The 20908-nt window shown below is 66.5% G+C and carries 17 protein-coding genes; 12 read left to right on the forward strand and 5 right to left on the reverse strand.

The genetic code is table 11. The annotated features are described in order from the left end of the window. Positions 1–5: 5 nt before the first annotated feature. Together C4K40_RS14055 and fabG are read right to left on the reverse strand one after the other, a co-directional pair. Complete coding sequence (locus tag C4K40_RS14055) at positions 6–1556, reverse strand: APC family permease (protein ID WP_053129359.1); 1551 nt, start codon at positions 1554–1556, stop codon at positions 6–8. 29 nt (positions 1557–1585) lie between these two features. Next, entirely contained in the window at positions 1586–2359 is a 774-nt protein-coding gene (gene fabG, locus C4K40_RS14060; RefSeq protein ID WP_053129362.1) for a 3-oxoacyl-ACP reductase FabG, read from the reverse strand. 214 nt (positions 2360–2573) lie between these two features. On the opposite strand from fabG, the gene C4K40_RS14065 reads away from it, so the two are divergent. Both C4K40_RS14065 and C4K40_RS14070 read left to right on the forward strand, forming a co-directional pair. Further along, a complete protein-coding gene (locus tag C4K40_RS14065) occupies positions 2574–3590 on the forward strand; it encodes a phosphotransferase enzyme family protein (RefSeq protein ID WP_103325065.1) in 1017 nt (338 codons plus the stop codon). A gap of 184 nt (positions 3591–3774) precedes the next feature. After that, positions 3775–4845 (forward strand): AraC family transcriptional regulator, encoded by a 1071-nt coding sequence (locus C4K40_RS14070; RefSeq protein WP_053129365.1) that lies wholly within the window; start codon positions 3775–3777, stop codon positions 4843–4845. A 15-nt stretch (positions 4846–4860) separates the two neighbouring features. Here the strand turns inward: C4K40_RS14070 and C4K40_RS14075 are convergent, their stop codons facing one another. Further along, positions 4861–5595: a TetR/AcrR family transcriptional regulator gene (locus C4K40_RS14075; protein WP_053129367.1), complete on the reverse strand. Its 735-nt coding sequence runs from the start codon at positions 5593–5595 to the stop codon at positions 4861–4863. Between the two features lie 81 nt (positions 5596–5676). Here C4K40_RS14075 and C4K40_RS14080 point away from each other — a divergent pair, with 81 nt between their 5' ends. The 10 genes from C4K40_RS14080 to C4K40_RS14125 all read left to right on the forward strand — a co-directional run bounded on the left by C4K40_RS14080 (position 5677) and on the right by C4K40_RS14125 (position 15891). Continuing rightward, positions 5677–6012 (forward strand): LysR family transcriptional regulator, encoded by a 336-nt coding sequence (locus tag C4K40_RS14080; protein ID WP_053129370.1) that lies wholly within the window; start codon positions 5677–5679, stop codon positions 6010–6012. A gap of 101 nt (positions 6013–6113) precedes the next feature. Further along, positions 6114–7364, forward strand: a complete 1251-nt coding sequence (locus C4K40_RS14085; protein WP_207244988.1) for an alpha/beta hydrolase — start codon at positions 6114–6116, stop codon at positions 7362–7364. A 52-nt stretch (positions 7365–7416) separates the two neighbouring features. Further along, positions 7417–9150: an AMP-binding protein gene (locus C4K40_RS14090; protein ID WP_083456824.1), complete on the forward strand. Its 1734-nt coding sequence runs from the start codon at positions 7417–7419 to the stop codon at positions 9148–9150. A 25-nt stretch (positions 9151–9175) separates the two neighbouring features. Next, positions 9176–10018 carry a VOC family protein gene (locus tag C4K40_RS14095; RefSeq protein ID WP_053129372.1) on the forward strand — a complete coding sequence of 281 codons (843 nt, stop codon included), beginning with the start codon at positions 9176–9178 and terminating at the stop codon, positions 10016–10018. Further along, positions 10018–11178: an FAD-dependent monooxygenase gene (locus C4K40_RS14100; protein WP_053129374.1), complete on the forward strand. Its 1161-nt coding sequence runs from the start codon at positions 10018–10020 to the stop codon at positions 11176–11178. Before C4K40_RS14095 ends, C4K40_RS14100 begins: the two co-directional genes overlap by 1 nt. Continuing rightward, positions 11175–11633 carry a thioesterase family protein gene (locus C4K40_RS14105; RefSeq protein WP_053129376.1) on the forward strand — a complete coding sequence of 153 codons (459 nt, stop codon included), beginning with the start codon at positions 11175–11177 and terminating at the stop codon, positions 11631–11633. Before C4K40_RS14100 ends, C4K40_RS14105 begins: the two co-directional genes overlap by 4 nt. Further along, positions 11630–12409 (forward strand): aspartate/glutamate racemase family protein, encoded by a 780-nt coding sequence (locus C4K40_RS14110; protein WP_053129379.1) that lies wholly within the window; start codon positions 11630–11632, stop codon positions 12407–12409. The genes C4K40_RS14105 and C4K40_RS14110 overlap by 4 nt, the downstream gene beginning before the upstream one ends. Beyond that, positions 12402–13586: an acetyl-CoA C-acyltransferase gene (locus C4K40_RS14115; protein WP_053129382.1), complete on the forward strand. Its 1185-nt coding sequence runs from the start codon at positions 12402–12404 to the stop codon at positions 13584–13586. Before C4K40_RS14110 ends, C4K40_RS14115 begins: the two co-directional genes overlap by 8 nt. 79 nt (positions 13587–13665) lie before the next feature. Further along, a complete protein-coding gene (locus tag C4K40_RS14120) occupies positions 13666–14577 on the forward strand; it encodes an SMP-30/gluconolactonase/LRE family protein (protein WP_053129384.1) in 912 nt (303 codons plus the stop codon). Between the two features lie 159 nt (positions 14578–14736). Then, complete coding sequence (locus C4K40_RS14125; protein WP_083456825.1) at positions 14737–15891, forward strand: OmpP1/FadL family transporter; 1155 nt, start codon at positions 14737–14739, stop codon at positions 15889–15891. Positions 15892–16312: 421 nt separating this feature from the next. On the opposite strand, the gene C4K40_RS14130 is transcribed toward C4K40_RS14125, so the two are convergent. Together C4K40_RS14130 and C4K40_RS14135 are read right to left on the reverse strand one after the other, a co-directional pair. Beyond that, complete coding sequence (locus C4K40_RS14130) at positions 16313–17770, reverse strand: efflux transporter outer membrane subunit (protein WP_053129390.1); 1458 nt, start codon at positions 17768–17770, stop codon at positions 16313–16315. Continuing rightward, complete coding sequence (locus C4K40_RS14135; protein ID WP_053129392.1) at positions 17767–20904, reverse strand: efflux RND transporter permease subunit; 3138 nt, start codon at positions 20902–20904, stop codon at positions 17767–17769. The genes C4K40_RS14130 and C4K40_RS14135 overlap by 4 nt, the downstream gene beginning before the upstream one ends. Positions 20905–20908: the final 4 nt, after the last annotated feature.

Raw genomic sequence — 20908 nt, forward strand, 5'->3', positions numbered from 1 at the left:
GCTCCTCAGGGCTCTTGGCGCTCATCGTCCATGACGATGCTGCCGATGATGTGGTACTTGCGTCGGTCGAAATGCCGGAAGTACAGGGCGATGGCCGCACCCAGGGCGAAGCTGGCGGCGACGATCCAGGGGATCAGCTTGAACAGCAGCGATTGCGCGGCGCTGCCGGCGGCGAAGCTGAGATTGGCGAATAGCAGGTAGACCACGTAGAGCATGCCCAGCCCGCCCAGCAAGGGTGCGAGGAAGGTCTTGAACCAATGGCGCTGGGCCACATGGCGGGTGCCCAGGTGGAAGTAGCAGACCACCGCGAAGGCGCAGAGCGCCTGGACGATCAGGATGCCCATGGTGCCGAGGATCGCCAGCAACGCGTAGAGATCGGCGTAGGGGTCCTTGCCCGCGGCCAGGAAGGCCAGGACGATGGCCGTGGCGATCAGGCTCTGCACGGTGGAGGCCACATGGGGCGAGCCGTGGCGCGGGTGGGTGCGACCGACGCTGCGGCCGAGGCAGTCGAACAGGTTCTCCCGGCCCAGGGCATAGATGTAGCGCGAGGCGCAATTGTGGAAGGCCATGCCGCAGGCGAACGAGCCGGTCACCACCAGCAGCTTGAACAGGCTCACCGCCCACTCGCCCAGGTACAGCCGGGTAGGGCCGTAGAACACCTCGGCGGCCTGGGCCGGGTCCTGGGCCAGGCGGATGGCTTCGCTGGGGCCGGAGCCGGCGATGGCCATCCACGACACGAAGACATAAAACACGCCGATGCCGATCACCGCCAGCAGCGTGGCCAGGGGAATGATCTTCTTCGGATTGCGCGATTCCTCGCCATACATGGCCGAAGACTCGAAGCCGACCCAGGACCAGAAGGCGAAGAACAGGCCGATGCCGGCATTGGCGCCGATCACCCCCTGGGCCGGGGTGAAGGCCTTGAGCGGATTGATCGACTCTGGCGCCAGGCCCTGGGGGCCGCCACCGTGCCAGAGCACGGCGCCGGCCATCAGCGCCAGCATCAGGATCTCCAGCACCAGGCAGATGCCCAGCACCTTGGCGGTCAGGGAAATGTCGAAGTAGCTGAGGATGCCGTTGGCCGCCAGCATGGCCAGGGCGAACAGGATCCAGGGCGCCTGGATCCCGCTGGCACTGGCCAGCAGGTCGACGCAGAAGAAGGCGAAGATGCCCACCAGGGCCGCTTCGAAGACGATGTAGGTCAGGGTCACGGCGATGCCGGCGGCCATGCCCACCACCCGCCCGAGCCCGTGGGAAATGAACCCGTAGAAGGCCCCCGTGGCGGTGATGTACTTGGCCATCTGCGCGTAGCCGATGGCGAACAGCGCCAGGATCACTGTGGCCACCAGGTAGCCGGCGGGCGCGTACTGGCCGTTGCCGCTGCCGATGGCGATCGGCACGTTGCCGAGCATGGCGGTGATCGGCGCCGCCGTGGCCACCGTCATGAACAGTACCCCCATCAAGCCCACGGCGTTCCTGCGCAAGCGCTGGACTTCCTGGGGCCGGGCCGGGTCATCGAGTTGCTGGGACAGCTTGTCCGTGTAGATCTCGCTCATGGGGGCACTCCGTCAGAGAGGTAAATCCTCTAGGCAAGGGCCTGGAGGGATTCGGGCAGGATCTGGCCGCCGTCGACGACCAGGCTCTGCCCGGTGATGTAGCCGGCTTCGCGGGAGGCGAAGAACAGCGCGGCGCTGGCGATGTCCTCGACGCTGCCCAGGCGCCGCAGCGGCACCGAGGCGGCCATGCTGTCCTGGTACTCCTGGCCCATGTCCTGCAGGCCTTCGGTGAGGATGTTGCCCGGCAGCACGGCGTTGATGGTGATGCCATCGCGGGCCAGCTCGATCGCCGCGGTACGCATGAAGCCCAGTTGCGCGGCCTTGCTGGCGCCGTAGTGGGCCCAGCCGGGGAAGCCGGTCACGGGGCCGGTGATCGACGAGGTGAGGATCACCCGCCCGTACTCGGCCTGGCGCAGGTAGGGCAGGGCCGCCTGGACACAGAGGAAGTTGCCCTTGGCGTTGGTGGCCAGCACCCCGTCCCAGTCGGCTTCGCTCATCTGTTCGAGGCTGGCCGAGGGGAACACCCCGGCATTGCAGCACAGCACGTCCAGCCCGCCGTGGCTGCCGGCGACGTCGGCCAGCAGTTGGCGGACCGCGGCGCCCTGGGCCACATCGGCGACGAACCCCTCGACCTGCAGGCCTTCGTCACGCATGCGCCGGGCAACGCCCTGGACCTTGTCGGCGTGGCGGGCGCTGATGGCGACCCGCGCGCCCTGGCGAGCGAAGCCATAGGCGATGCCCAGGCCGATGCCGCTGGTGGCGCCGGTGACCAGAACGCTTTTGCCTTGAAGTGAAGTGAGCATGGATAAGTCCTTTTGCGTGGATTGATCTGGATGGTGGAGCGCGGACGCTGGGTCGCACTTGACCGCGCGGCACAACTTTTACCCTGAAATATCAAATCTGTGGCGACGGCCGCGTGCCTTGTGTCCTGGAGTCAAGATTTCGCCCCGGGCGGTCAAGCGATGCGCGCCGGCCGCCTCGCATCCTGTGGTGGCCTATCTACCCTGGAGCGCGCTGATGATGACTGCCTCGAACCCCGCCAACGACCTGGATGCCGTTGCCCCCCTGGCCAGCCAGGCCATCCTGCGCTATGCCCCGGCGCTGCACGGTGAGCTGCGCCTGCTCAGCCATTCGGAGAACGCCACCTACTTGTTGCACAACAGCCGCCGGCGTTCGGTGATGCGGGTGCATCGCCAGGCCTATCACTCGTACCAGGAGATCGCCAGCGAGCTGGCCTGGCTGGCGGCGCTGCGCGAGGAGGGGCTGCAAGTGCCCGACGCCATCGCCGGCCTGGATGGCCAGTTGATCCAGCAAGTCGAGCTGGCCGGGCTGGGCAGCCGGTATGTGGTGCTGTTCGACTGGATCGAGGGCAGCGAGCCTTCGTCCCACGGCCTCGATGCTTCGTTTCGCCGCCTGGGGGCGATCAATGCGCGCCTGCACCAACAGGCCCGGCGCTGGCACCAGCCCCGGGACTTCACGCGCATGACCTGGAACCACGCGAGCATGCTCGGTCCCGAAGGGCATTGGGGCCCCTGGCAGCAGGCACCCTACCTGGACGAGGGGGCTCGGGCGCTGATCGGCGAGGTGGTCGGCGTCCTCGGCCAGCGCCTGGCCGACTATGGCCAGGGGCCCGAGCGTTTCGGCCTGATCCATGCCGACCTGCGCCTGGCCAACCTGCTGGTGCAGGGCGAGCACACGCGCATCATCGACTTCGACGATTGCGGGCTGGGCTGGTACTTGCACGACCTGGCCGCGGCCTTGAGTTTCTTCGAGCATCACCCTGAGCTGGCGCAATGGATCGACAATTGGCTGCAGGGCTACTGCAGCCAGCTGGCGCTTGCGGCCGAGGACCTGGCCATGCTGCCGACCCTGATCATGCAGCGGCGCCTGCAATTGCTGGCCTGGACCGGAACCCACCGGGGGACGGCGCAGGTCGAGTGCCTGGGGCGCGAGTGGGTGCAGCAGACCCTGGGGTTATGCCGGCGCTACCTGGATGACGGCTTGCGGGGTGTCCTGGCGCACGGGGGGTACTGAATCGATGTTACAAACCGCTACGCCCTGCACCGGTGCACTGTCGCCCGGCACCGAGCAACGCCTAGCGCCGACAGTGCCGGGCTTGAGACCACGGAGCCCGGCGCCGCGGGGCCAGACGGGGATCTGGAATGGAACTTGCGTAGTCCAGCCCCCCGTCCATGGTGATTGCGCAAGGAGGTTCCCGGTGCCCCTCATCACCACGTCCACGAGCCGTCCCCATGAAAGCCAGGTCGGCGTCCTGGCCTCGGCCGCCAGCGGCCTGAGCGACTTCATCCAGATGCACGGCGGTAATCCCGAACGCATCCTGGGCATGGCCGGCATCGATCCCGAGCAACTGCTGCACCCGACCCTGAGCCTGGACCTGAACCAGTATTGCTCGGTGTTCGAGGAGGCGGCACGGCAGACCGGCAACCATAATTTCGGCCTGCGCTATGGCCAGCAGTTCCGTCCGGACTCCCTGGGCCTGCTGGGTTATGTGGGGATGTGCTCGGCGACCCTTGGCGAGGGCCTGCGCAACGTCGCCCGGGCCTTTCCGGCGCACCAGCAGGGCAGCCTGCTGCGATTGGTGGAGGACGGCGAGCTGTGTCGCTTCGACTACCAGGTGCAATACGGCGCCATCTTGCGCAAGCGCCAGGATGCCGAGCTGTCCCTGGGCATGTTCGCCAACCTGATACGCCATGCCCTGGGCCAGAACTGGGCGCCGGAGCGGGTGCATTTCGAGCATCCGCAGCCCGAGGCCTGGCATGAGCACTGCAAGGTGTTCGACGCCCCGGTACTGTTCGGCCAACCCTGTAACGCGCTGGTGTTTCGCCGCAGCGTGCTGCAGCGGCCGATGCCCGGGCACGACCCGAAACTGCTGGCGATCCTCCTGGAGAGCCTGCACAAGCTCGCGGTGGCCGGCGGCGACCAGGCCCGTCCGGACATGGTCGCCGAGGTGCGGGCCCAGGTGCGCGACCTGCTCGGCGAGGGTTACCCGTGCCTGGAGCAAGTGGCCCATAACCTGCGCATGCCCAGCTGGACCATCCAGCGCCGCCTGGGGGAAAGCGGCCTGACCTTCTCGAGCCTGGTGGACACCGTGCGCCAGGAACTGGCGCTGTACTACCTGCAGCAATCGACCCTGCCGATCTCCGAGCTGGCCCTGGCCCTGGGCTATTCGGAAATCAGCGCGTTTTCCCGGGCCTTTCGCCGCTGGTACGGCGTCAGCCCGATCCAGTGGCGCCAGGCCCATCGAGGCTTGGAACCAGGGTCGGCCTGAAGGCGAGCGGGGTTTTCAGGCCGGTCGGCGCCAGGCTTCGAAACCATCCAGCAGCAGGCCCAGGCCGGCTTCGAAGGTGGAGCCGCTGTTGACCTGGACAAAGTGCGTGCCGAGGAAGGCCGCTCCCGGATAGTCGCCGGCGGACCTGGCCAGGTAGCCGCTGATGAAGTCGCCGTGGGCTTGTGGCGCCTGGTGGTTTTCCTTTTCTGCGGCGATCACCGAGATGAACAGCAGCAACAGGTGATAGGCCATGGCGGCGAAGGGCTGGGGCAGGGCGGCCTGTTCGAGGATCCGGCCGATGTGATCGAAGTAGGCCAGGCCATAGTCGATCTCGCCCGGCTGCACGCGCTGGAACAGGCGGAACTTGTTCTCGGTGAGGATGTAGGTCGCCAGGCCCGGCCAGCGTTCGAGGATCGCCAGCGACGAGTGGGCGAAGGCCTCGATGTCCTGGCGCCAGTGGCCGGTGATCGGTGGCAGTTGCTGCAGGCGCTCCTTGAACGCGGCGTTGATCACCGCGCTGATCAGTTCGTCGCGGTTGCCCAGGTGATAGTGGACCATGCCGGCGGCGACCCCCAGTTCCTTGCCGATCCTGACCATGCTGACCTCCGCCAGGGATTCGCCCTGGGCGATGCCGATGGCGCAGTTGATCATGGCCTCGCGCGAGACGTCCTGGTCGCCCTTGGGACGACGTCCCGAACGTTTGCGAGGGGCGGCCTTGGCGGTGACGGGGGAGGCGGGCTTCTCAGACATCCAGATGTCCCATGGGCTAATTGACAGGCTCTCAGATTAGCATCTAGCTTTTGCCGGGTTCAAATTAAGGGCCTGTCAATTATGCCATCCACTTCCCTCGACCCCTGCCTGCTGCGCAGCCTGGACCTCAACGCCCTGGTGGCCTTCGTCGCGGTCTACCGCGAGCGCAACGTCTCCCATGCGGCGCACTGCCTGGGCCTGACCCAGCCCGCGGTGAGCAATGTGCTGGGCAAGTTGCGCCGGCGCTTCAACGATCCGCTGTTCCTGCGCACAGGCCGACAACTGGCGCCCACCCCCTTCGCCATCCGCCTGGCCGAGGACCTGCAACCGGCCCTCGGGGCGCTGGAGGTGGTGTTGGCCGGCTATCCACAAGCGCCTTCGGGCGAGGGCGGGAAATTTTTTCAGGACTATAATTGACACTATCTCAATTGTTGTTCTAGTCTGGCTTCAGGTTTAATTGAGTGCATCTCAATTATTGCTTGTAAGCGATCCTTCGGGATCTGGCAGGAGGGCCCGTCGTGGCTAATCCCAACAACAAGAAAGTCGCAGTGACCGCCGGTCTGCGTGGTGCATCCTGGAGTGCCCAGCGCATGCTCGAGCCGTATCGATCCACCCCGTACCCGTTGCTGACCGAAGACGGCCAAGGCGCCCTGGGCATGCTGTTTTCCCGGGGTGGCGAGCGCAAGGTGCTGTTCATCATGCATCCTCGCGAGCTGGTGCTGACCCACTACCTGGTGCCCGATGCCCTGGATGCGGGCTGGGCTTGCTGGGTCCAGGGCGCGCGCTCGATCGGCAACGACCTGCGCCTGGAGCACGAATTCGCGCTTTACGATGTCGCCGCCGGCATGCGTCACCTGCGGGCGCAGGGTTTCGAGACCATCGTGCTGCTGGGCAATTCGGGGGGCGCCGGGCTGTTTGCCTTCTACAACCAGCAGGCCCTGTGCGCTCCCGAACAGCGCATCAGCCATACCCCCGCCGGGCGGCCCACCCGTTTCGCCAGTGCCGACCTGCCCGCGGCGGACGGCATCGCCCTGGTGTCGCCGCATCCGGGCCAGGGCATCTTGCTGATGAATGCCCTGGACCCCTCGGTCACCGATGAGCTGGACCCGTTCTCGGTGGATCCGCGGCTCGATCCGTTCAGCGCCGCCAATGGCTTTTGCGCACCGCCGGACAGCTCGCGCTACAGCGCCGAGTTCATCGAGCGTTATCGCGCCGCGCAGCGCCAGCGGGTCGCTCGCATCGATACCTTCGCCCGGCACCTGGTCGAACAACGCCAGGCCGCGCGCGAGCGCCTCAAGAGCGGTGGCTCGCGCCAGGACAAGGCCGTGGCCAGCCATGGCCCGATCTTCCAGGTGTGGCGCACCGATGCCGACCTGCGCTGCTGGGACACCAGCCTCGACCCGTCCGACCGCTATGTCGGCTCCCTGTGGGGCAGCGACCCGTTCATTTCCAACCTGGGCAGCGTCAGCTTCGCCCGCACGGTGACCCCGGAGTCGTGGCTGTCGACCTGGTCCGGGTTGTCCTCGAACGCCTCCCTGGCCAAGTGCGCCGGGGCCATGGAGCAGCCCCTGCTGCTGATCGAGTACAGCGGCGACAACTGCGTATTCCCCGGTGACGCCGACGCCATCTACGACGCCATTCCAGCATCCAGCAAGGAGCGCCAGCGGGTGCGCGGCAACCATCACGGCCAGGCCCTGGAGGAGGGCGAGACCAGCGGCCAGATCCTCGCCGGCAGGCATTTGCAACGGTGGCTCCAAGACCACTTCTAGACGACCAAGAGCCTGAACGGCCAAGCATCCTAACGATCAAGAGCGTGCAGTCATGACAATTACAACAACTCAAGCCTCTTCCGCCACTGCCTCGGATACCCGCGGCGAACCCCTGCGCCACGTCGCCGCGCCGATTCCCGGGGTGGTCTATCCGCCCCAGGGCGAGCTCGAGCGCTACCTGCGTGAAGGGGTGCTCGGTTTCCAGACCCTGGTCGATGGTTTTGCCGCCATCGTCCGCCAGTACCCGGACAACGTCGCGCTGCTCGGCCCCGGGCTGCGCATCACCTATCGCGAGCTGGACCAGCGCTCCACCCGCCTGGCGGGGGCCTTCCTGCAGCAGGGCCTGCAACCGCTGGACCCGGTGGTGTTCCAGCTGCGCGACAGCGAGCAACTGGTGATCGCCTTCCTCGCCTGCCTCAAGGCCGGGTTGATCCCGATCTGCACCCTGGCGGCGCACCGCGAGCGCGAGATCGGCTACCTGGCCAACCTGGCCGAGGCCAGGCTGCATATCGTCCAGGGCGATGACGCCAAGTTCGACAGCATCGGTTTCGCCCGCAAGATGCGCGAAGCCACGCCGTCGTTGCAGTTGATCATACAGGTCCGGGGCCCGGCCCAGGACGGCGTGCTGCACCAGGATGCGCTGGTGGACGGCATCGACCTGGCCAGTGCCGAAGCGCTGTTGCAAGGCGTGCGCCTGGACCCGTTCCAGGTGGCGGTCTACCAGCTGTCCGGCGGCACCACCGGGGTGCCGAAGATCATCCCGCGCTTTCACAACGAGTACCTGTACAACATGCGCGCCGTGGCCCAGTGGCTCGATTACCGGGCTGACGACGTGCTGTTCATGCCGCAACCGATGGTGCACAACCTCAACATGGGTTGCTGCTTCGGGCCGTTCCTGATGACCGGCGGCACCATCACAGTGACCCCCGACCTGCAGCCGGAAACCCTGATTGCGTTGATCGCCTCGACCAGGCCGACCTGGCTGATGCTTGGCGGGCCGATCATCGCCCGCCTGGAATCGGCGATCCAGGATGGCCGGGTCGACCTGGGCAATGCCCGGGGCGTGCTGGTGGCCAACAGCGCCGCCAAGTTGCAGAAGCTGCTGGGGGTGCGGACCCACAATGTGTTCGGCATCACCGAAGGCGTGATCATGTTCGGCCACCGCGAAGATGGGGCCGAGGCCCACGACACTACCAATGGCCGGCCAGTCTCGGCCTTCGACGACATCCGCATCCTGGTGCCCGGCACCGAGCAGGACGCCCAGCCCGGCGAGATCGGCGAACCGGCGTTCAAGGGGCCGTACACCATCCACGGCTATTTCCGTGCCGAGGAGCGCAACCGCGAAACCTTCACCCGCGACGGTTACTACCGCTCCGGCGACCTGATGTACACCAAGGTCCTGGACGGCAAGACCTACTTCGTGTTCTGCGGCCGCCTGAAGGACCTGGTCAGCCGCGGTGGCGAAAAGATCAATTGCGAGGAAGTCGAACTGGCGGTCGCCGGGCATCCGGCCGTCGCCGCGGTGGCGGCCGTGGGTTACCCATGCCCGGTATTCGATGAGCGCCTGTGCGCCGCCCTGGTGCTGCGCGACGGTTTCGCCGCGCCCACGGTCGCCGAGCTGGGCGCCTTCCTCGAGGACTACGGCCTGGCCAAGTTCAAGTGGCCGGAGCGCATCGAAGTGCTGGAGGCCTTCCCCCTGACCGCCTCCGGCAAGCTCAGCAAGGAAAAACTGCGCGAGCAGGTCAAGGCCAACGTGCTGCATGAAAAGGCCAAGCAAGCGAACTGACAGACCGTTCAAAGGAGTACCGAAAATGGCAAACCAGCCCGTTCTCAAAGGCGTCCACCACAGTGCCAGGCCCACCTGGAAACTGCGTGAGACCGTGGAGTTCTACCGCGACAAATTGGGGCTGCCGCTGGTTCATGCGATCTCGGCCCGTGGTTGGGGACCGTCCAACCACCCCGATTTCCTGCACTTTTTCTTCGACAGCGGCCAGCACAGCACCATCGCGTTCTTCTACTACATCAACACCGAGCAGCCGGACTACACCCAGCCTGTGGCGGACTACCGCTACGAGGCCACCCACACCGCCTGGCGCGTCGACAGCCGCGAGGAGTTGCTGGCCTGGCGCGAGCGCCTGGAGAGCCAGGGCATCGCGTTGATCTTCCAGATCCGCCACGAGCTGATCGAGTCGATCTACTTCAACGACCCGAACGGCTACTACCTGGAGATCACCATCCAGGAACGGCCGATGGACGCCCTGGACGCCGAGGATGCCACCCGCACCCTGGAAGCGGCCATGGCCCTGGAAGACGGCCTGCAGGCCGGTGGCGGTGCATTCACCAGCATCGACCAGGTATGGCGGGCCAAGGCCAGGGCCATCGATCCCGGGGCCGACGACGAGCTGGCCTTGTACGTGCTCGATGCGCCGGAGTTCTCGCCGTTGGTGCAAGCGGCGCAGCAGGCCAGCGGCGTGCAGCTGGAAAAGCTCGGCAACGGCTATTGGAAGATCACCACCGAAGACGCCCTGGTGTTCGAGCGCAAGCAGCTGGGCTTCGTGCCGGCCTTGTGGAACGCCGCGTTGACCGGTGGTTTCGTCGGCCAGGTGAGTGAATTTGACCGTTATCGGTTGCAGATCAGCCGGGGAGAGCAGTGATGAAGATCGCGATTGTCGGTGGCGGCCCTTCGGGGCTCTACCTGGGCTTGCTGCTCAAGCGCGGCGCGCCGGACTGGCAAGTGGAGGTGGTGGAGCAGAACGCGGCGGACGCGACCTTCGGTTTTGGCGTGGTGCTGGCCGACAGCGGGCTGCAGCAACTGCGCGAGGCTGACGAGGCGTCCTATGACGCCCTGTGTGCCGCCACCAAGCAGCACGAACACCAGGTGATCGTGCAGGCGGAAACCGCCATCGATATCCGCCTGCCGGTCAAGGGCGGGGCCATTCCACGCCTGACCCTGTTGCAGATCCTCGAGCAGCAAGCCGAAGCCGCGGGAGTGCGGGTGCATTACCGCGAACGCTTGGAAAGCCTTGCCGACCTGGCCCACCTGGGGCTGGACGACGCCGATGTGGTGGTGGGCGCCGACGGTATCAACTCGGTGGTGCGCCGGGCCTTCGAAGGCGGTTTCGGCACCACCAGCAGCACCCTGGGCAACCACTTCGCCTGGTACGGCACGCCCAAGGTGTTCGACGCCTCGGCGCTGGTATTCCGCAAGTATGGCGGCGGGCATTTCGTGGCCCATTACTACGCCTACAGCGACACCATGAGCACCTTCGTCGCCGAGTGCGACGACGCTACCTGGCAGCGCCTGGACCTGGGCAGCCTCAGCGACGGCCAGCGCCAGGCGCTGATGGAAAAGATCTTCGCCCCCGAGTTGCAAGGCGCGCCGTTGCTCGACGGTGGCGCCCGGGTGGTCTGGCGCCAGTTCCCGGTGATCCGCAATGCCCACTGGACCCATGGCCGCCACGTGCTGGTGGGCGATGCCCTGGCCAGCGCGCATTTCTCCATCGGTTCGGGCACGCGCATCGCCATGAACGACTCCATTGCCCTGGCCCGGGCGCTGCTCGATTGCAACGGCGATGCCCTGGCTGGCCTCGCGGCCTACGAGCAGGGCCACAAGCCCAGCAAGCAGAAGCTGATCCGCGCCTCGGAGCGCTCCTACTTGTGGTACGAGGACATGGCGCGCTGGATGGACGACTACAGCGCCGAGCAATTCGTCTACCAGTTCATGACCCGCACCGGCCGCGTGGATGACCAGCGCCTGCGCCGCGAATACCCGGAACTGATGGCGCGCCTGGGTCGTGTCGGGAGCCCGGCATGAACGAGAGTGTCGAGATGGTCGTCGACCATCAGCCGTTCACGGTGCGGCGCACGGTGCGCTGGATCGATTGCGACCCGGCGGGAGTGGCCTTCACCGGGCGTTTCAGCGAGTACCTGATCGGTGCCGTCATGCACTTCTACCGGCATATCGGCTGGGGCCCGGGGGCCAAGGGCGAGGCCAATGTCGGCCTGCCTTGCAAGCACATGGCGCTGACCTTCCACGTGAGCCTGCCGCCGGAAACCACGGTGGACATCATGATCCGGGTGGGAGCGATTCGCGAGCGCAGCTTCGACCTCTTGGCCCATGCCTGGCTGGCGGACGGGCGCCTGGCTTTCGAAGGCGTGTTCGCGCCGATCTGCATCGAGCCACGGGAGCGCCGTGGGGTGCCGATCCCGCCCGCCCTGCGAGACATCCTGCAGTTCCACCACATCACTGATGAAGGGGGCCGCCCATGAATGCGACCTATCGAATTGGCCAGATCGTGCCCAGCTCCAACACCACGATGGAAACCGAGATCCCGGCCATGCTCCATGCCCGGCAACTGATCCGGCCGCAACGTTTCACCTTCCACTCCAGCCGCATGCGCATGCACAAGGTGACCCGCGAGGAGCTGGAGGCGATGAACCGCGAAGCCCTGCGTTGCGCGGCCGAGCTGGCGGACGCCCGGGTCGACGTGATGAGCACTGCCTGCCTGGTGGCGATCATGGCCATGGGCAACGGCTACCACCGCAAGGTCCAGGAGGAGCTGACGGCCATCGCCCGGGCCAACCAGTGCCAGGCGCCGGTGATGACCTCGGCCGGGGCCCTGGTCGAAGGCCTGAAGATCATGGGTGCCAAGCGCATCTCCTTGCTGGCGCCGTACATGCGCAGCTTGTGCGATCGGGTGGTGGAATACATCGAGAGCGAAGGCATCGAGGTGGTCGATTCGATCGCCTTCGAGATCCCCGACAACCTCGAGGTGGGCAAGCGTGATCCGGCGTTGTTGCTCGAGGATGTGCGGCGCCTGGATACCCGGGGCGTGGACGTGGTGGTGCTGTCGGCCTGCGTGCAGATGCAGTCGCTGCCGTCGATCCAGGCGGCCGAGGATGCCCTGGGCATTCCGGTGACTTCCACTGCGGTGTGCACGGTACGCCGCATGCTCGACCACCTGGGCCTGGAGCCTGTGGTGCCCGGTGCCGGGGCGTTGCTCTCGGGGCTGTATCCGGCGGTGAAGGAGGGCGCCCATGCGTGAGGCACTGATCGTCTCCACCGCGCGCACGCCGATCGGCAAGGCCGGGCGTGGCGCGCTGAACCACATCAAGTCACCGACGCTGATGGGCCATGCCCTGCGCCATGCCGTCGAGCGCGCGGGGGTCGAGCCCGGGGCCATCGACGATGTGGTCATCGGCACGGTGCTGGCCGCCGGGACTGCTGGCTCCAACCTGGGGCGCAATGCGGTGTTCGCCGCCGGGTTGCCGGTCTCGGTGAGCGCGCAGACCCTGGATCGCCAGTGTTCCTCGGGGCTGATGGCGATCGCCACGGCGGCCAAGCAGATCATCGTCGATGGCATGGACGTGGTGGCCGCGGGCGGCCAGGACAATATCTCCGCGGTGCAGCAACGCTATTTCCAGTGGGTCGCCGACGAGCAGGATGACGCGGTGATCCAGGCGGTGCCCCATGCCTACATGCCGATGCTGCAAACGGCGGAGGTGGTGGCGCGCAAGTACGGCATCAGCCGCGAACAGCAGGATGAGTTCGCCTATGTCTCGCAGTTGCGTACCGCCCGGGCCCAGGCCCAGGGACTGTTTGCCGATGAGATCGTGCCTATCGAGGTCCGGCAGCAGATCGTCGACAAGCTCACCGGGGTTTCCCGCTTGCAGGCGCTGACCCTGCACCAGGATGAGGGCAACAGGCCCGAGACCACGCTGGACGGCCTGGCGCGCCTGGCGCCGGTGCTCGATGGCGGAAGCATCACCGCCGGCAATGCCAGCCAGCTGTCCGATGGCGCCAGTGCCTGCGTGCTGGTGGACCGGCGCCTGGCCGAGCAGCGGGGCTACAGCGCGCTGGGCCTGTATCGCGGCATGGCGGTGGCTGGGCTGGCGCCGCAGGAGATGGGCCTCGGTCCGCTGCTGGCCATTCCCAAGCTGCTCAAGCAGCACGGCTTGCAGGTCCGGGACATCGACCTGTGGGAGCTCAACGAGGCGTTCGCCTGCCAGGCCCTGTATTGCCAGCGCCAGCTGGATATCGACCCCGAATGCTGCAACGTCAATGGTGGCGCCATCGCCATCGGCCACCCCTACGGCATGACCGGCGCACGCCAGGTGGGGCACGCGCTGCTCGAAGGCAAGCGGCGCAAGGCGCGCTACGTGGTGGTGTCGATGTGCGTCGGCGGCGGCATGGGCGCAGCGGGGTTGTTCGAGATCGCTTGACGGTGGCGGCCCGCGCCATGGCCCTGCCTGGGGCCGGGGCCGCCACCCACCAGACAACAAACCAGAGGTAGTACGCAAAATGACCGTAGAACAAGAACAATATGCACTGAACGAACTGACCCGCGGCCTGTACTTCGGTGAAAGCCCGCGCTGGCGTGACGGCACCCTGTATGTCTCGGACATGCTGGGCAAGAAGGTCTATGCCATCGATGCCGCCGGCAATCGCCGGGTCATCGCCGAAATGCCCCACAAGCCCAACGGCATGGGGTTCTTGCCCAATGGCGAGCTGATCCTCAGCTCCATGCACGAAGCCCGGCTGTACCGCTACACCCCCCAGGGTCCGGAACTCTATGCCGACCTGTCCGCTGTGTTCACCGGTTATGTCGGCGACATGGTGATCGACCCGCAGGGCCGGATCTATGTCGACGATGTCGGGGCCCGGGTCTTCGAGGGTGAACCGCTCAAGCCGGGGCGCATCGTGATCGTCGAGCCCAACGGCGAGATCTCGGTGGGGGTGGAGGACTGCAACTTCCCCAACGGCATCGTCATCACCCCGGACCAGAAGACCCTGGTATTCGTCGAGACCTTCGCCGAGCGCCTCAGCGCGGTGGACATCGTCGACGGCCAGTTGGTCAACCGCCGCGTGCTGCTGGACCTGACGCTGCTGTTCCCTTCGCCAGAAGACCGTGCCCGCAAGCGTGGTTGCGTCGATGGGATCTCCATCGATGCCGAAGGCGGCATCTGGCTGAGCATGCTGCGCGCCGAGCAGTTCATGCGCATCAGCCCCCAGGGCGAGGTCACCCACCGCATCCCGATGCCGGGCTACGAATGCGTGGCCAGCACCTTTGGCGGCGAGGACGGCAAGACCCTGTTCCTGGTGGCGACCAAGGTCGAGGGCGACAACATCTTCGAGGCCATGGTCAACCTGCGCACCGAAACCACGATCTTCACCACCCGCGTTGCCATCGGCAAAGGTGCGGGCCGCCCCTAGCCCGCGGGGCTGAGTGACAGCGGGCGCCTGGGCGCCCGCGCTTGCCTTGTGTACCTATCGACGGTGCCTGCCCGCCAGCAAGCGCCCTGGGCGATGCTGTGCCCGGCGCAGGACCGCCAACCATTGACCTGATCACAACAACTACAAGGAACCAGGGTCATGAACAGATTTTCCCGATTGCTGCTCGCCAGTCCGCTGCTGGTCGCGACCACCGCGGGCGCTTCCAACGGACCGCAGTACGCCGGCTACGGTGCCCAGGCCATGGGCATGGGCGGCGCCGCCATCGCCAACCCCACCGACGCGGTGGCGGCGGTCAACAACCCCGCCGGCATGGGCCTGGTCGGCACCCGGATCGATGGCAGCCTGACCGCCACCACCGGGCAGTTGCGCTCGAACGTGCAGGGCGCGAAGAACAGCGATGACGTGCTGGTGTTCGTACCGGGGTTCGGCGCCAACTACCAGTACCGTCCGGACATCACTGTCGGCGTCGCGGTATCCGGCTATGGCGCCGGTATCGACTACGGCAAGTCGGTGCCGGCCTTCGGCTCCTCGAAGGTCAAGTCCGAGCTGGCGCAGATGCTGGTGGCGCCCACGGCCACCTACGAGTTCCAGCCGGGGCACTACCTCGGCCTGTCGCTCAAGCTGGGGTACGAGACCCTGATGCTCCACGGACTGGAGAACTTCGGCGCGAGCAACGACCGTGACCATGCCCTGGGCGCGGGCCTGGGCATCGGCTACCTGGGGACCATCGCCCCCGGGTTGCGCCTGGGCCTGACCTACTCGAGCCCGGTGTGGTTCCAGAAGCTCGATGCCCACGAGGACATCATCCCCAATGGCCGCCTGAACATGCCGCAGCAGGCGGGCCTCGGCCTGGCCTATGACTCGGGACCCTGGACCTTCGCCTTCGACTACCTGTGGATCGACTGGAGCAGCGAGAAGGCCCTGGCCAATTCACTGACCCAGGGCGGGCCACCGGGAGCCGGCAACGGGCCGGGGTTCGGCTGGCGCGACCAGCAGGTCTTCCGCTTCGGGGTCAACTACCACTACAGCGAGCGCCTGCAGTTGCGTACCGGTGTGTCCCTGGCCAATCACCAGGTGCCGGATCGCGAGGCCACGCTGGTCTCCATCGCCCCCTGCAACCAGCCCAAGAGCCTGCACCTGGGGCTGACCTACCAGGTCTCGGACCAGTTGGAGGTGACGGGCGCCTACATGTACGACTTGCGGCACATCACCAAGGGCGAGGGCGCCAGCGAAGGTGTCGAGGCCGGTGGCGAGCTGCACATGCTGACGGTGGGCCTGGGCTACCGCTTCTAGTCCTCAAGGGTTCCAGGCATGGAAGCCTGGGCAGGGCCGGCGCTCACCAGGCCGGCCGCTGTCCGTCCGCCAGGAGGGCATGGTGCGGCCCGGTGCCCACGATCACCGGGCCGTGCCGCTTTCAAATCACGTTCTTGCGCACCCTGAACTGCGCCCCGGTCTTTAATAAAGGCCAGGGTGATGGGCTTGTGGTAAGTGACGCCGCAGGCCTCAGGCGGGCCAGGCGCGGGGGCAGGGCATTGCCCTGGTTGATCGGTATGTGTTCGGCCGGTGCGAGCCGGGATGGGGCGGGCAATAAAAAAGACCAGCCATGCAGTGGGGAACTGCATGAACTGGCCAAGCGGGAAGAAACCCGTGGTGTCACCTGGTCCTGGGCGTTCAGCCGAGCGGGGCGTGGCCGCTCGCCTGAACGCCCGCTCAACTACTGGTTGCCGCCTTGGCCTTGGGTGGCCAGGGCCAGGGGCTCATGGCCGTCCCAGCCACCGCCCAGGGCCTTGAACAGCTTCACTTCGCTGCTGAGCTGGTTCAGCCGATCGCGGATCAGCTGTTGTTGCGCGCCGAACAGTTCACGCTGGGCGTCGAGTACCGCCAGGTAGCTGTCGACGCCTTCGTCGTAACGCTGGTTGGCCAGTGCGTAGTACGCCTGGTCGTTGTTTACCAGGTCGCGCTGGGCCTGTAGCTGTTCGCCGAAGGTACCCCGGGCCGCGAGGCCGTCGGCCACTTCGCGAAACGCGGTCTGGATGCTTTGCTCATAGGCCGCGACGTTGACGTCCTTGAGCACCTTGCGGTAGTCGAGGTTGCCGCGCAGGCGCCCGGCCGTGAAGATCGGCAGGTTGATCTGCGGTGCGAAGCTCCACAGTCCCGACCCTCCCTCGAACAGGCCATCCAGCTCGCGGCTGGTGGTGCCGGCCGCGGCGGTCAGGCTGATGCTCGGGAAGAACGCCGCGCGCGCCGCGCCGATGTCGGCATTGGCGGCCAGCAGGCGATGCTCGGCGGCGCGGATATCCGGGCGCCGTAGCAGCAGGTCGGCCGGCAGGCCCGGGGTTGGCGCGGCCAGCGGTTGCTCGAAGGCCGTGGTCCGCGACAAGCCGGCGGGCAACGCGGTGCCGAGCAGCGACTGCAAGGCATTGACGTCCTGGGCGACCTGGCGCGTGTACAGCGCTTGCTGCACTCGCGCGGTTTCCACCAGGCTGCGGGCCTGGCGCACATCGAGCGCCGACGCGGTGCCGACTTCGCGACTCGACTGGATCAGTTCCAGGCTCTGCCGGTAGCTGGCCAGGGTCGAGTGTGCCAGTTCCAGTTGTTCCTGGTCGCTGCGCCAGGTCAGGTAGGCGATGGTCACATCGCCCACCAGGGCGATCTGCACGCCACGCTGCGCCTCGGCACTGGCCAGGTATTGCTCCAGCGCCGCCCGTTCCAGGCTGCGCAAGCGACCGAACAGGTCGACTTCATAGGACAACCCCAGGGCCACGCTGTACTGGCTCTGGATTCCGGCCTTGCCGCTGGGCGACAGGTCGGCGGGCTGGCGTTGGCGGCTGCCGCCGGCGCTGGCATCGACGCTGGGGAACAGCGCCGAACGCTCGATCCGGTGCAGGGCACGGTAGGCCTCGACATTCAAGGCGGCCTGGCGCAGGTCGCGGTTGTTGTCCAGGGCCGTGGCCACCAGCGTGCGCAGCGACGGATCGCGCAAGAACAGCCGCCAGTCCAGGACCGTATCGCCGGTCTCGGGCTGGGCCTGGTTGGCGGTGGTCGCCTGGTCATAGGCCGCGCCCTGGGGCCAGGCCGCTTGCACGGGGGCAGTGGGGCGCTGGTACTCGGGGATCAGGCTGCAACCGCCCAGGGCTAGCGCCAGGGCGATCGAGAGGCCGGTGCGCTTCATGCCGTTTCTCCTTCAGCGGCTACCGCTGGCTTGTTGCGTTCGAACACTTTCACCACCACTACGTAGAACAGGGGCACGAAGAACACCGCAAGCACCGTGGCGGTGATCATCCCGCCGACCACGCCGGTGGCGATGGAGTGCTGGCTGCCGGCGCCGGCACCGGAGGCGATGGCCATGGGCAGCACGCCGAAGGTGAAGGCCAGGGAGGTCATGATGATCGGGCGCAGGCGCAGTTTGGCGGCCTCGATGGCGGCCTTGGCCAGGGGCAGGCCTTCCTTCTCGTAGAGTTCCTTGGCGAACTCGATGATCAGGATCGCGTTCTTCGCCGACAGGCCGACCGTGGTCATCAGGCCGATCTGGAAGTACACATCGGCCTCCAGCCCGCGCCACAGGGTGGCCAGCACCGCACCGAGGATACCCAGCGGCACCACCAGCATCACCGACACCGGCACCGACCAGCTCTCGTACAGCGCCGCCAGGCACAGGAACACGATCAGCACGGTCAGGGCGTAGAGCATGGGCGCCTGGTCGCCGGTCTGGATCTCCTCGTAGGACAGGCCGTTGTAGCTCAGGCCGATACCCGCCGGCAGCTGCTGCATGATCTGGGCGATGGCCAGCATCGCGTCGCCGGTGCTGTAGCCGGGCGCCGGTTCACCGAGGATCTGCACCGCGGGAATGCCACCGTAGCGTTCCAGCTTGGGCGAGCCGTAGATCCACTCGCCGGTGGCGAACGCGGAAAACGGCACCATCTGCCCCAGGCTGTTGCGCACGTACCATTTGTCGAAGTCTTCCGGGGATATCCGCGAGCTGTCCACGCCTTGCAGGTAGACCCGCTTGACCCGGCCCAGGTCGATGAAATCGTTGACGTACATCGAGCCCCAGGCCGCGCTCATGGTTTCGTTGATCGCCGCGATGCTGACCTGCAGGGCGCGGGCCTTCTCGTCGTCGATGCGCACCTGGAACTGCGGTTCGTCGTCCTTGCCGTTGGGGCGTACCGAGCGCAGCTTGGGGTTCTGCGCCGCCAGGGCGAGGAACTGGTTGCGCGCGGCCATCAGCGCCTCGTGCCCGAGGCCGGAGTTGTCCTGCAGGAAAAGGTCGAACCCCATGGCGTTGCCCATCTCCAGGATCGCCGGCGGCACGAAGGCCATCACCGTGGCGTCCTTGATCTTGGCGAAGCGCTGGTTGGCGCGGCGGGCGACGCTGAACACGTCCTCACCTGCGGCCTTGCGCACGGCCCAGTCCTTGAGTACCACCAGCACCAGCCCGGAGTTCTGCCCGCGGCCGGCGAAGTTGAAGCCGTTGACGGTCATGACGTGCTCGACGCGCTCGCCTTCCTCGTTGACCAGGTAGTCCTTGACCTCCTGGAGTACCGCTTCGGTGCGTTCGGCCGTGGCGTTGAGCGGCATGCGCACCTCGGCCATCATCAGGCCCTGATCTTCGTTGGGCAGGAACGCCTTGGGAATCTGGGTGAACAGAAAGCCCGTGCCGCCGGTGATCAGCACGAAGGCCAGCAGGTAGCGCCCACGATGCTTGAGCATGCCGCCCACGCCGCGCTCGAAGCGCTGGGTGCTGCGGTCGAAGGTGCGATTGAACCAGCCGAAGAAGCCTTTCTTCGCGTGGTGCGCATCGCCCTTGGGGGCCTTGAGGATGGTGGCGCACAGGGCCGGGGTGAAGATCAGTGCCACCAGCACCGACAGGCCCATGCAGACCACGATGGTCACCGCGAACTGCTTGTAGATGATGCCGGCCGAGCCACCGAAGAAGGCCATGGGCACGAATACCGCCGAGAGCACCATGCCGATGCCCATCAGCGCACCGGAGATCTGCTGCATCGACTTGCGTGTCGCCTCCAGCGGCGACAGGCCCTCCTCATGCATCAAGCGTTCGACGTTCTCCACCACCACGATGGCATCGTCCACCAGCAGGCCGATCGCCAGGACCATGGCGTACATGGTCAGCACGTTGATGCTCAGGCCGAACAGGGGCAGCAGGGCGAAGGCCGCCAGCAGCACCACCGGCACCGCCAGGGTCGGGATCAGGGTGGCGCGGATGCTCTGCAAGAACAGCAGCATCACCAGGAACACCAGGGCCACGGCTTCGAAGATGGTGTGGATCACCGAATGGATTGACGCTTGCACCACTGGGGTGGTGTCGTAGGGGTAGATGACCTCCACGCCCTCGGGCAGGTAGGCCTTCTGCTTCTCCAGCACCGCCTTGACCGCCTTGACCGTCTCCAGCAGGTTGCCGCCGCTGGCCAGGCGCAGGGCCAGGCCGGCCGATTCCTTGCCCTTGTACTTGGAGGAGATCGCGAAGTTGTCCGAGGACAGGCTGACGTTGCCCAGGTCCTTGACCCGCACTTGCGAGCCGTCGGCCTTGACCTTGACCAGGATCTCCTCGAAATCGGCGACGCTGGTCATGCGCGTCTTGCCCAGCACCGTGGCGTTGAGCTGCACGCCGGAACGGGTCGGCAGGCCGCCGAGCTGGCCGGCGGAGACCTGCACGTTCTGCTCGCGAATGGCCTGGGCCACGTCGCCCGGGGTCAGCTGGTAGCTGTTGAGCTTGCCGGGGTCGAGCCAGATGCGCATGGCATAGGGCGAGCCGAACAGCTGGAAGTCGCCAACACCGTTGATCCGCGAGATCGGGTCTTGCAACTGCGAGGCGATCAGGTTGCCGAGGTCGAAGTTGTCCAGCTTGCCGGTGTTGTCCACCAGGCCGACGATGAGGAAGAAGTTCATCTGGTACTTCACCACGCGCAGGCCCTGGCGCTGGACCTCCTCGGGCAGGCGCGGGGTGGCCAGTTGCAGCTTGTTCTGCACCTGGACCTGGGCGATGTCGGGGTTGGTGCCCTGCTCGAAGGTGACGATGATGTTCATGCTGCCATCGGCGTTGCTTTCGGCGGACATGTAGCGAAAGCCGTCAAGCCCGGCCAGTTGCTGTTCGATGACCTGGACCACGGTGTCTTGCACGGTCTTGGCCGAGGCGCCGGGGTAGCTGACCTGGATCGAGACCGCGGGTGCGGCGATGTTGGGGTACTGGCTGACGGGCATCTTCAGCAGCGACAGGGCGCCGGCGAGCATCGCGACGATGGCCAGCACCCAGGCGAAGATCGGCCGGTCGATGAAGAAACGGGACATGGAT

Source organism: Pseudomonas sp. CMR5c, assembly GCF_003850545.1.
GTDB lineage: Bacteria > Pseudomonadota > Gammaproteobacteria > Pseudomonadales > Pseudomonadaceae > Aquipseudomonas > Aquipseudomonas piscis.